Origin of the sequence: Nocardia uniformis NBRC 13702 (assembly GCF_001613345.1) — a bacterium.
In the GTDB taxonomy this organism is placed as follows: Bacteria; Actinomycetota; Actinomycetes; order Mycobacteriales; family Mycobacteriaceae; genus Nocardia; species Nocardia uniformis.
Window position 1 is genome coordinate 103,655 of the sequence record NZ_BDCE01000052.1, and the last position, 11,831, is coordinate 115,485.

General features: G+C 66.7%; 11 protein-coding genes. 5 read left to right on the top strand and 6 right to left on the bottom strand.

What is annotated here, in order from left to right:
- The first annotated feature begins 35 nt into the window (after positions 1 to 35).
- A complete protein-coding gene (locus tag NU1_RS18080; RefSeq protein ID WP_170264191.1) occupies positions 36 to 635 on the top strand; it encodes a PPA1309 family protein in 600 nt (199 codons plus the stop codon).
- On the opposite strand, the gene NU1_RS18085 is transcribed toward NU1_RS18080, so the two are convergent.
- The gene (locus tag NU1_RS18085; protein WP_084521567.1) at positions 632 to 1,660 is read right to left on the bottom strand and encodes a YlbL family protein; all 1,029 of its coding nucleotides are present in this window, start codon (positions 1,658 to 1,660) and stop codon (positions 632 to 634) included. The two genes, NU1_RS18080 and NU1_RS18085, sit on opposite strands and share 4 nt — an antisense overlap.
- Before the next feature lie 85 nt (positions 1,661 to 1,745).
- Between NU1_RS18085 and NU1_RS18090 the strand changes: the two genes are divergently transcribed.
- The 3 genes from NU1_RS18090 (at position 1,746) to NU1_RS18100 (ending at position 5,598) form a co-directional block, all read left to right on the top strand.
- On the top strand, positions 1,746 to 3,155 hold the full coding sequence (locus NU1_RS18090; protein ID WP_067522933.1) for a zinc-dependent metalloprotease: 1,410 nt from the start codon (positions 1,746 to 1,748) through the stop codon (positions 3,153 to 3,155).
- Positions 3,156 to 3,315: 160 nt separating this feature from the next.
- The gene (locus NU1_RS18095; protein ID WP_067522936.1) at positions 3,316 to 4,170 is read left to right on the top strand and encodes a TOMM precursor leader peptide-binding protein; all 855 of its coding nucleotides are present in this window, start codon (positions 3,316 to 3,318) and stop codon (positions 4,168 to 4,170) included.
- Positions 4,171 to 4,194: 24 nt separating this feature from the next.
- Positions 4,195 to 5,598: an ABC1 kinase family protein gene (locus tag NU1_RS18100; protein ID WP_067523045.1), complete on the top strand. Its 1,404-nt coding sequence runs from the start codon at positions 4,195 to 4,197 to the stop codon at positions 5,596 to 5,598.
- Between the two features lie 342 nt (positions 5,599 to 5,940).
- On the opposite strand, the gene NU1_RS18105 is transcribed toward NU1_RS18100, so the two are convergent.
- From NU1_RS18105 to NU1_RS18115, 3 genes are all read right to left on the bottom strand, one after another.
- Positions 5,941 to 6,213, bottom strand: a complete 273-nt coding sequence (locus NU1_RS18105) for a WhiB family transcriptional regulator (protein ID WP_169815093.1) — start codon at positions 6,211 to 6,213, stop codon at positions 5,941 to 5,943.
- Positions 6,214 to 6,385: 172 nt separating this feature from the next.
- On the bottom strand, positions 6,386 to 6,769 hold the full coding sequence (locus tag NU1_RS18110; protein ID WP_067522941.1) for a hypothetical protein: 384 nt from the start codon (positions 6,767 to 6,769) through the stop codon (positions 6,386 to 6,388).
- Positions 6,770 to 6,919: 150 nt separating this feature from the next.
- A complete protein-coding gene (locus tag NU1_RS18115; protein ID WP_067522943.1) occupies positions 6,920 to 9,085 on the bottom strand; it encodes an ATP-dependent DNA helicase UvrD2 in 2,166 nt (721 codons plus the stop codon).
- Between the two features lie 369 nt (positions 9,086 to 9,454).
- Here NU1_RS18115 and NU1_RS18120 point away from each other — a divergent pair, with 369 nt between their 5' ends.
- Positions 9,455 to 9,706 (top strand): mycoredoxin, encoded by a 252-nt coding sequence (locus tag NU1_RS18120; protein WP_067523046.1) that lies wholly within the window; start codon positions 9,455 to 9,457, stop codon positions 9,704 to 9,706.
- A gap of 78 nt (positions 9,707 to 9,784) precedes the next feature.
- On the opposite strand, the gene nudC is transcribed toward NU1_RS18120, so the two are convergent.
- Positions 9,785 to 10,699, bottom strand: a complete 915-nt coding sequence (gene nudC, locus NU1_RS18125) for an NAD(+) diphosphatase (RefSeq protein WP_067522946.1) — start codon at positions 10,697 to 10,699, stop codon at positions 9,785 to 9,787.
- A 5-nt stretch (positions 10,700 to 10,704) separates the two neighbouring features.
- Positions 10,705 to 11,796 carry a potassium channel family protein gene (locus tag NU1_RS18130; RefSeq protein ID WP_067522948.1) on the bottom strand — a complete coding sequence of 364 codons (1,092 nt, stop codon included), beginning with the start codon at positions 11,794 to 11,796 and terminating at the stop codon, positions 10,705 to 10,707.
- Between the last annotated feature and the right edge of the window lie 35 nt (positions 11,797 to 11,831).

The following is an 11,831-nucleotide window of genomic DNA, read 5'->3' on the forward strand; positions in this document are numbered from 1 at the left end:
CCGGAGCGGCCGCACCCGGTGCGAGGATTACCAACGTGAATCCCGAACAATGGTCCGCGTCCGCCCTGTACCGGTGTATCCGCGAAGTGGCCGAGTTCGCCGACGGTGAGGGGTGGGAACGCCCGCCGCAGCTGTTCGCGCTGGTGCCGACCGCGGATCTGGTCGCGGCCGAGCCCGCGCTACTGGATCAGCTCGACGCCGGCGAGGCGCTCACCCCCATCGCGCAGGACTCCCTGCCCGAGGACCTCACCGGTGATCCGATGGCCCTGGACGAATTCCTCGCCACCACCAGTTGGCCGCCCGCCGTCGAGGGTGTGGTGCTGGTGCAGGAGATTCTGGTACTGCCGCCCGCCGCGGAGCAGACCCTCGACGAAGCCATCGCACCGCTGCTCGCCGACCGCGACGCCGCCGACGGTGCCGCGCGCCACGCCGCCGAAACCCATCCGGACCGTCGCGACGCGCGCCTGTTCTCGGGTGTGCTGCGCAGCGGCACCTCGCTGTCGCTGCTGCACATTCGGCCCACCGAGGATGAGGAAGATCCCTTCGGTGACCTCGAGTTGCGCACCACGCCGAATCTCGCGCCCAATGTGATCCAGGCGCTGCGGCAGACCTTGGACAACGAGCCGGAGGACTAACCCTCGCAGGTCGGCGCGTCCTTGCCCGCCTTGATGCTGTCCAGCGAATCCACCGCGCTGGTGAGGGTTTCGACGCGGACCAGGCGCAGACCGTCCGGGGTGCGCTGGCGCGCCTCATTGCAGTTGGCGGCGGGGACAAGGAAGGTTTCGGCCCCGGCATCGCGCGCGGCGATCATCTTGTACTGGATGCCGCCGATGGGGCCGACCTTGCCCTCGGGATCGATGGTCCCGGTGCCGGCGACGAATTTGCCGCCGCTCAGTTCGCCGGGGGTCAGCTTGTCGATCAGCGCCAGGGTGAACATGAGTCCCGCGGATGGACCGCCGACCTCGGAGAGGTTGAAGTCCACCTCCAGCGTGCCCGCCGGGGCCTCGGTGGGAGTGATTCCGAGATAGCCCTTTTCGGCGTCGTCCGGCCGCGCACCCACGGTCACCTCGACGGTCTGCTCGACACCGTCGCGGCGAATCACCACCGCGATGGTGGTGCCGGGTGTGGTTTCCGATGCCGCGGTCAGCAGATCCTGCACCGTGCCGATCGGTTTGCCGTCCACGCTCACGAGTTCATCGCCCTTGCGCAGCGCGTCCTTGGCGGGTCCGTCGTCGGAGACGGAGCGCAGTGTCACCACCGTCGGCATCTTCAGATAGCGCAGCGCCGCCAGCTCCGCGTTGTCCTCGGAGTCCTTGAAGTCCTGCTTATTGGATTTGTCGACCTCGTCACGCGACACTCCGGGCGGATACACCTCGGCGCGCGGCACCAGACCGTGCTCACCGCTCAACCACAGGCCGACCGCCTCGAAAATATTCAGCCCGTCGCGAACGGAGACCGTGGTCATGTTCAGGTTGCCCGTGGTCGGATCGACCTCCGCTCCCTGCACGTCGACCACAGGTTTCCCGCCCACCTCACCGAGGGTGTTGAAGGTCGGGCCTGGTCCCAGCGCCACGAATGGAACGGTGACAACACTGCCCACGGCACCCAGGACAAGGATGGGGATCAGGGCGGCGAGCAGGGTGAATATCCGACGGTTCACGCGGCCAAGGGTACTGGTGCCGCGCCCGATCGCGGCGTTCCGCTCGGCGGGTTGCTCGTTCGCGGGCTCCAGTAACGTAGTGGGTATGAGTGACACTCCGTTCGGATTCTCGAACCCCGACGACGATCCGGAGCGTAAGAAGCCGGGCGGCGAGTCGGGTTCCAGTGCGAACGATCCGTTCGGTTTCCTGACCGGCGGAGCGGGCGGCGCCGGCGGATTCGATCCGTCGCAGCTCGGGCAGATGCTCTCCCAACTCGGCGCCATGTTCAGCGGTATGGGGCAGCCGGGTTCGCAGTCGGGCCCGGTGAACTACGACGTTGCCAAGCGACTGGCCCGCCAGCAGCTGGGTTCCAGCGTGACCCCGGTGACCGAGGGCACGCAGCGCGCCGTCACCGATGCCGCGCATCTGGCCGAACTGTGGCTCGACGCCGCCACCACGCTGCCCGCGGGCGCGACGAAGACGGTGGCGTGGACCGCCAATGACTGGCTAGAGGAGACCCTGCCGACCTGGAAGCGGCTGTGCGATCCGGTGGCCGAGCAGATCTCGGGTATGTGGACCTCCACGCTCCCGGAGGAGGCCAAGCAGTTCGCCGGTCCGATGATGGGCATGCTGAGCCAGATGGGCGGCCTCGCCTTCGGCTCGCAGCTGGGCCAGGCCCTGGGGCAGCTGGCCAAGGAGGTGCTGACCTCCACCGATATCGGCCTGCCGCTCGGCCCGGACGGCACCGCGGCGTTGCTGCCCACCGCCGTTTCCGAATTCAGCGCCGGACTGGAACGTCCGGAGAGCGAGATCCTCGTCTATCTGGCGGCCCGCGAGGTCGCGCATCAGCGACTGTTCGTCCATGTGCCGTGGCTGCGGCAGCAGGTGCTGGGCGCGGTGGAGGACTACGCGCGCGGTATCCGAATGGACTTCTCGGCCATCGAGGAGGCCGCGCAGGGTATCGACCCCATGTCGCTGTCCGACCCGTCCAAGTTGGAAGAGTTACTGTCGCAAGGCACTTTCGAGCCGCAGACCACCCCCGAGCAGAAGGCGGCGCTGGAGCGCCTGGAGACGCTGCTCGCCCTGATCGAGGGCTGGGTCGAGGTCGTGGTGACCGATGCGGTCGGCGACCGACTACCCGGGGCGGGCGCACTGGCCGAAACGCTGCGCCGCCGACGCGCCACCGGTGGCCCGGCCGAACAGACCTTCGCCACGCTGGTCGGATTGGAACTGCGCCCGCGCAAGGTCCGCGAGGCCACCGCGCTATGGCGTCGAGTCACCACCGATGCCGGCATCGAGAAGCGCGACGGGGTGTGGGCACATCCGGACCTGCTGCCCGACTCCGCCGACCTGGATACTCCAGCGGCCTTTATCGACACTCTGATCGGGGGCGGCACAACCGCTTTCGATGATCCGCTGGCACAGCTGGCGGAAACCGAGGCGCGGGAGAAGCTCGAGCGCGACCAGAAGACCGAGGGTTCCGGCGACGGCCCCGCCAAGGGCGACGACGCCTGACATACCGGGTCTGTCTGACCGAGCGTCATTGATCGCCATTGGTCGTCATTCCGGCATCCTGTGAGCAGTTCGGCGGCGACCTGTGGATGAAGGTTGAAAACCCTGCTCAGGGCCTATTTTTGGCGGTGGATACCAGAGCGGTGGTGCGCATACTGCTGATATGAGCACGCGCGTTCACAATCCGATGCTGCATCCCCGGGTGGCGGTGCTGGTGCGGCGCAGTGGCGCAGTCCAGCTCGGCTGGGATCCCGGGCAGGCGCTGCAGTTGCATCCGGCCGGTATGGATGCCGCGACGGTGCTGGCCTTCCTACGGCTGCTGGACGGGTTGCGGACCCGAGCGCAGATTCTGTGGCGAGCACGGGAATTCGGCGTGGACAGCACCACCGCGCTGTCGCTGCTGGCGGAGATCGGCGCTGCCGGTCTGCTATCGGCACACCCCACCTCCGCCGCGCGGGTGCGCTGCGCGCATGTGTACGGGCGGGGTCCGCTCTCGGACGCGCTGCTGCGTGAGCTACGGCGGATCGGCGTGCGTCCCAGTCACTCCCGCGCGCATCAGGTCCCATTCAATGGCCGCCATCCGGACCTGGTGGTGCTGGCCGATGTCCTGGTGCCCGCGCCGGACCTGGTCGAAGAACTTGTCCGGCGGCATATTCCGCATCTGCAGGTGCGCATTCGGGACGGTCGCGGTGTCATCGGCCCGCTCGTCCTGCCCGGTATCACCAGTTGCCTGCACTGCGCCGATCTCCATCGCATCGAACACGATCCCGATTGGCCGCACCTGGCCGCCCAACTCCTCGGCCGGGTCGGTCAGGCCTCCCCCGCCGGAATCGCCGCCACCGTCGGCCTGGCACTGGCCGAAATAGAGGCCGTCGCGGCGGGTTCGACCGACCATCCACCTGTCACCTTCGACGCGACTTTGGAACTGAATCTGGATTCGCGCCAACTCGATCGCCGGGTCTGGCCACCGCATCCAGCCTGTGTTTGCCGCGAAAGCCCAGCTCACGCCCGAGTGTGACGGAGGACACTACTTATGGAGACCATGAAGAACATCCAATTCCCATGGCACATTTACTGGTACGTCGGCCATGATGGGGACGTGTCTGAGATTGTGAGCCGCCGCTCCTCCCGCAATGCCAAGTTGGCCAAGATTCCACTCGGCATCGCAGGACGGGCGGCCGTAGGGTTCGGTCGCAAGCTCGCCGGGGGCGACAAAAAGGAAATCAACGCCGAGCTCAACCAGCGGGCCGCCGAACAGTTGTTCGCGGTACTCGGTGAGCTCAAGGGCGGTGCCATGAAATTCGGGCAGGCGCTGAGCGTGATGGAGGCCGCCGTACCGGAGGAGTTCGGCGAGCACTACCGCGAAGCACTGACCAAACTGCAGGCCGCCGCGCCACCCATGCCCGCGGCCGCCGTACACCGACAGCTGGATCAGCAACTGGGGACGGGGTGGCGGCAACGGTTCAAGCATTTCGACGATGAGCCCACCGCCTCCGCCAGTATCGGGCAGGTGCACAAGGCCGAATGGTCCGATGGACGCATTGTCGCGGTGAAGGTGCAGTATCCGGGAGCGGACGAGGCACTGCGGGCGGACCTCAAAACCCTCAATCGCATGGCGGGGATGCTCGGCACCCTGATTCCGGGTGCCGATGTGAAGCCCGTACTCGCCGAGATCAGCGAGCGCACCGAGGAAGAGTTGGACTACCGCATCGAGGGCGGGCACCAGCGCCAGTTCGCCAAGGCCTTCGACGGGCATGCGCGTTTCCTGGTGCCGAAGGTGGTGGCCAGCGCGCCCAAGGTGATCGTCACCGAATGGCTGGACAATGCCACCCCGATCTCGAAGATCATCAACCAGGGCAATGCCGATCCGGCGGGCACCGTGGAACTTCGCAATCGCGTCGCGGGCCTGATGGGCGAATTCCATTTCTCCTCACCGGCGATCGCGGGCCTGCTGCACGCCGATCCGCATCCGGGCAATTTCATGATGCTCGAGGACGGCCGTCTCGCCGTCATCGACTACGGCGCGTGCGCCCCGCTGCCCAAGGGATTCCCGCCCATCCTGGGTGAGATGGTGGCGCTCGCCGTCGAGGAGCGTTTCGACGAACTCACCGAACTCATGCACACCAATGGTTGGGTGATTCCCGGTAAACAGGTGAGCCATCAGGAGATTCAGGATTACCTGCGACCCTTCACCGACCCCATCAAGACCGAGACCTTCCACTTCACGCGACGCTGGATGCAGCGGGTGGCGGGCAAGGCCACCGATATCTCCAGTGCGGAGATGAAAACCGCTCGCGCCCTGCAACTTCCGGCCGAACACGTAATGATCTTCCGGGTGCTCGGTGGTTCGATCGGTATCTGCGCCCAACTGGACGCCGAACTGCCGTTCATGAAGCTCGTCCAGGACTGGGTCCCCGGTTACCTGGAGAACCGCCGAGCCAGCTGACGCCCCCGAGCTGAAATCAACTCCCCCACAACGCACTATCTCCCCGGACGCAAAACGACCCGCTCACTGCGCAGTGAGCGGGTCGTATGCGATCAATGCCCCCGTCTGATTCGGGGCTCATGCCGTGATCAATCTGGCGTGAGCGGCGGCCCTGCGTGGTTACGCAAGCTGCCGCCTCCGGGCCTGAGCCGTTCACGCTCTGTCCTCTCTGGCGTGAGCAGCGGCCCTGCGTGGTTACGCAAGCTGCCGCCTCCGGGCCTGAGCCGCTCACGCTCTGTCCTCTCTGGCGTGAGCAGCGGCCCTGCGTGGTTACGCAAGCTGCCGCCTTCGGGCCTGAGCCGTTCACGCCACCGCGACCTTGCGAGGGCGGCCGCGAGGCCGCTTGCGTTCGATCACGACACCCTGGTCGAAGATCTCGCCACCCCACACACCCCAGGGCTCGGCGCGATCCTTGGCGGCCGACAGGCAACGCTGCCGGATCGGGCAGCCGGCGCACAGCACCTTGGCCTCTTCCAGCTGAGCGGGGCTCTCCGCGAACCAGAGATCGGGGTTACCGTCCCGGCAAGGGATGTTGAGGGTGGCGACTCCCCGGCGGGTGCGGGTAGTAGCGGCCACGGTATTGCGGCATGTCACGCGGTCACGGGTAACCGTGGTAGACACGTCGTTCTCCTTCAGCTCGTGCGGCGGTTGTCTTTCGCGAAACCGGTGCCGTGGCTGGAGGCCGATATAAATATGGCCACGGTTTCGCTTCTGGGCGATCCGTGGCCGGTGGTGTGGGAGGTCTTCCCTACCTGAGTCGACTTCGGTGTCGACTCCTGATCACGGTCGCTGGGTGGGCATTGCGGGTGCGGGCTGCAGCCGGCAGATGTGCCGGACGGAGTCCGGTATCGCCGACTGCGCCGAAGATCGCGGAATCCGCGGTCGGCTGCCAGTCACCCTTGGGCTTGTCCTGCATCACGATGTGCTGAGGCGCATAAAGATCGGTTTCGAAATTCTTGTGAACGCCGAAAACGCCGACAACACTGCCGCGGACGCTGGACAGACGAATCCCCCGCATGGCGAGGATCCCCCGGGAGGCCGACTCGACGGACGGCACAATCTGTTGCATCGACAAGGTCGTCGCGGCGTCGATGCAAGCGGTGTCGATGTAAGACGTGTTGATCGAAGTCATTGGTCTGCCTCCCTCCTGAACTCGTTGCGATCGAAGTACTTGTGCATGCCGGGTGACCCCGGTTGCATGTTGACCACCCTAAGCGGGTGATACATGTGTGCACAACCTATTTTTGACCTGCGTTTTTGTGAACTTCTTCGCCTAGTTGATCTAGAACTGTGCGCGGCTGCGGGATTGGACGATGGCCAGCACGTCGGCCCCGTAGGCCTGTAGCTTCTTGGCACCGATGCCGGGGATGGCGACCAGGGCTCGGTCATCGGTGGGGAGCTGTTCGGCAATGGCGGTCAGGGTGGTGTCGCTGAAAATGACGAAGTGCGGGAGGGAGAGCTCATCGGCTTTCTCCTTGCGCCAGTCCTTGAGGGTGGCGAGGAGTTCCGCATCCAGATCGGCGGGGCAGCGGGAGCAGCGGCCGAGCATGGTGGCGGTGGTATTGAGCAGGGGACGGCCGCAGATTCGGCAGGTGGGGTGGACCCGCTTGGGACCGCGGCGGTCGGTGGGATGCTGCTGGGCTATGCGCGATGCCGGGGAGTCGTCGGGGACCAAGCCGACCAGGAAGCGGGAGCGGCGGCGGGATTTGCGACCACCCTCGGTGCGGGCCAGCGCCCAGGACAGGTGCAGGTGTTCGCGGGCCCGGGTGACGCCGACATAGAGGAGGCGGCGCTCCTCCTCGAGGGCCGCCTCATCGGAGACCGTGCTGTCGGGGCCGAGGACGTGGGCGATGGGGACGGTGCCGTCGGCGAGGCCGACCAGGAACACGGCGTCCCACTCCAGCCCCTTGGCGGCGTGCAGGGATGCCAGGGTGACGCCCTGCACCGTCGGCGGATGGCGGGCCTCGGAGCGGGCGGCGAGCTCGCGGAGCAGGCCGGAGATATCGAGTTCGGCGTCGTGGTCGGCGAGTTCCTCGGTGAGCTGGACCAGCGCCATCAGCGAGGACCAGCGCTCCCGGGCCTGCACCCCGGCGGGCTCCTCATTGGTCAGGCCGATGCGCGCCAGGGCGGCGCGGACCAGGCTGACCAGTTTCGGGCCCTGGGCATCGGGGAGGTCGTCGCGAGCAGCGGTCTGCCGCAGCGTGCTCAGCGCCTGGCGTACCTCGGGGCGCATGAAGAACCCCTCACCGCCGCGAACCTGATACGGGATACCCGCCTCGGTGAGCGCCTGCTCGTATACCTCGGACTGGGCATTGATGCGGTACAGCACGGCGATCTCGGCGGCGGGCACGCCCTGGCCGATCAGTGTGGCGATACCGCGCGCGGCGGCCGCGGCCTCGGCGGGCTCGTCGTCGTATTCGGCGAAGGTGGGTTCGGGACCGTCGGCGCGCTGGCCGATGAGTTGCAGCCGGGTACCCGCGATCCGGCCGCGGGCCGCACCGATCACCCGGTTGGCGAGCGACACCACCTGAGGGGTGGAGCGGTAGTCGCGTTCCAGCCGCACCACCGTCGCATCCGGGAAGCGGCGGGAGAAGTCCAGTAGGAAGGCGGGGCTCGCACCGGTGAAGGAGTAGATGGTCTGATTCGCGTCCCCGACCACGGTCAGGTCGTCGCGGTCACCGAGCCAGGCGTCGAGTACGCGCTGCTGCAGCGGGGTGACGTCCTGATACTCATCGACGACGAAGCAGCGATAGCGGCCGCGGAACTCCTCGGCCACACCGGAATTCTCCTCGATGGCGGCGGCGGTGTGCAGCAGCAGATCGTCGAAGTCCAGCATCATGCCGTCGGGGGTGATCTTCAGCGATTCGTACGCCGAGTAGACAGCGGCGATCTTGGCCGCGTCGTACGGGATTTCGCGGTGCCGCCGGGCCACGGCGTCCGGATAGTCCTCGGGGGCGATGAGACTGCCCTTCGCCCACTCGATTTCGCTCAGTAGATCGCGAACGCTGTCCGAGGCCGTCGACAGGCCGGTGCCCCGCGCGGCCTGGGCCACAATGGGGAATTTGCTGTCGACCAGCTTCCAGGGCACATCACCGATGACCTGCGGCCAGAAATAGCGCAGCTGCCGGAGCGCGGCCGCGTGGAAGGTCCGGGCCTGTACCTGGGCGGTTTCACCGCCGAAGCCGAGCGAGCGCAGTCGGCCCCGCAATTCCCCTGCCGCACGTGCGGTGAAGGTGACGGCCAGGACCTGCTCGGCACGCACGTGCCCCGCCGAGACGAGATGGCCGATGCGGTGGGTAATGGTGCGGGTCTTGCCGGTACCCGCCCCGGCTAGGACACAGACCGGGCCGCGTGGGGCACGCACGGCCGCAGCCTGTTCCGGGTCGAGCTCGTCGACGCGGAGGCGGTCGCTGGACTGAGGGGTGGTGACCGGCACGCGCACCATCATGGCAGCCACCTCCGACAGAGCTCCCCGCCTCCCCGAGTATTCAGCGCCCGGCCGAGAGCCGTCGTCTGTCGTGCACGCGTGCCGGCGGTTGGGTAGCAACACAATTTTGGGCGTACCCGGTGAGTTACCCCGAGCTCCCCCGCCTCCCCGAGCATTCAGCGCCCGGCCGAGAGCCGTCGTCTGTTGTGCACGCGTGCCGGCGGTTGAGTGGCGACACAATTTTGGGCGTCCCCGGTGAGTTACCCCGAATCTCCATAGATCAGTTGTCACGTTGGCGATCGGCTGGCCGCTGTTGTGGGAGAGCCGGGCGGCGGGCACGTGGCCGCGACCACCGGGAACACGATCAGGTGGGCCGACGTTGCACACACCGTGACTGCAACGGACCTGACCATGTACTCGACGACCTGGTGCGGCTATTGCCGCCGCCTGCGGACTCAGCTCGACGAGGCGGGCATCACCTATAGCGTCATCGATATCGAGGATGACCCCGCGGCCGCCGAGTTCGTCGGCAGCGTCAATAACGGCAATCACGTGGTGCCCACGATCAAGTACAGCGACGGGTCCACCGCCACCAATCCGAGCCTGGCCGAGGTGAAGAAGGCGCTTGCCGCGATCAGCTGATCGGTGCGCACGAATTCACGCCGGAACGGAAAAGCCGCACACTCCCGAGGGGGTGTGCGGCTTCGTGGCGAAGCCCGATTACGCTGCGGCGGCCCATGATTCGACAATGGTGCGCGCAATGGAAATCGAACCCGGAAGCAGCAGACGGGTATTGGCGCCGCCGTCGCCGGTCCCCCACGCACCGGCCTCGAGTGCCGTCTGCACTTCGGCGCGAGTGAACCAGTGCGCCTCGACGATCTCGCCGTCGTGGAATCGCACCGGCTGCTCCGGATCGGCGTGGGCCGCGAAACCCAGCATGAGCGAGCGCGGGAACGGCCACGGCTGGCTGCCGAGGTAGCGGATATCGCTGACATCGACGCCGACCTCCTCCTTGATCTCGCGCTCGACGCAGCGTTCCAGGCATTCACCGGCCTCCACGAAACCGGCCAGCAGCGAGAACAGGCCCTCTGGCCAGGTGTGCTGGCGGGCCAGCAGGACACGATCACCGCCGTCGTGAATGAGGCAGATAATGGCCGGGTCGATACGCGGGAATTCCTCGTACCCGGATTCGCTGGTGCGCGACCAACCGGCATTCGACAGGGTGGTCGGGGTGCCGTCGGCGGCGCTGAAGCGGGCCCGGTCGTGCCAGTTCAGCAGGGCGATGGCGGTGGAGAGCAGACCGGCGCTGAAATCACTCAGCTCCAGGGTGGCCCCGGCGGCGCGGAGGTCGGCGAGTTCACCCTCGATATCGTTATCGCGTACCGCCCACAGGTGGGTATCGCCGTCGATACCGAGGAATACCGCCTTTGGCGACGGTTCCGCGGACAGCGACAGCGCCTCGTCCAGCACCACCACGTGGCCGTCGACGCGGATCTGGCCGCGCTTGTTCATTCGTACCAGCTTCGCGCGCTCCCACCCTGCCTTGAGGGCCTGCTCATCGGTGCGGAGATCCTCCGCCCGATCGAGTGTGGAACGCGAAAGCAGCGGAACACCACTGAGCTGAAAGTCTGACACTCTGTTTATTCTGCCCTGCGCTTCGACGCGGGCGCCTTCAGGAGTTTCTCATTGCGCAGATACAGGAGTTTGTCCCGGGACTCCAGGGTGTCGACCTCCGGTTCGCTGACGCGGATGAGTCGGCCTTCGCGCAGGACGCCGAGAACGATATCGCTGAGGTGGCGCGGCGAACCCCCGATCTCCTCCGGCTCCACGTCGCGTTCGGCAATGGCGAAACCGGCCTCCGGGGTGAGCAGATCCTCGATCATGTCCACCACGCTGGGGGTGGTGGTGGCGATACCGAGCAGACGGCCCGCCGTCTCCGAGGACACCACCACCGAATCCGCACCGGACTGGCGCAGCAGGTGAGTGTTCTCGGCCTCGCGGATGGAGGCCACGATCTTGGCCTTCGGATTGATTTCGCGGGCGGTGAGGGTGACCAGGACCGCAGTGTCGTCGCGGTTGGTGGCGACCACCACCGCGGCCGCGCTCTGCACACCCGCCAGGCGCAGCACATCCGACTGGGTGGCCGTGCCGTGCACCGTCACCAGGCCCGCGTTGGCGGCGCGCTCCAACATATTCGCGTCGGTATCGACCACCACGATCGCGGCGGGTTTCATGCCGTCGCCGAGCATGGCGTCGATCGCGGTGCGGCCCTTGGTGCCGTAGCCGACGACCACGGTGTGATTGCGCACGGTGTGCCTCCATCGCTGAATCTTGAAAGCCTGCCGGGACCGTTCGGTCAGCACCGACAGGGTGGTGCCGACCAGGATGATGAGGAAGAGGATCCGCAGCGGGGTGATGACGAGAATATTGGTCAGCCGGGCTTCCGCCGTGACCGGCGTGATGTCGCCGTAGCCGGTGGTCGACAGCGACACTGTCGCGTAGTACAGCGCATCCAGCGCGGTCAGCTCATCCTTGGTGTTGTCCGCGTACCCGTCGCGACCGATGTAGGTCACTACGGTTGCGGTGAGCAGTACGAGGATGGCGAACCCGACCCGACGCCACAGCGCCCGCCACGGACTGGTCAGCGTTTCCGGTACTCGGACGAGCCCCACCAGGGCGAAATCCGGGCGGTCGGTGACCCTGCCCAACGGACCTGACGAATCACCGAACATGGGAATCACCGGCCATTCCGAGGGTAACTAGCTGC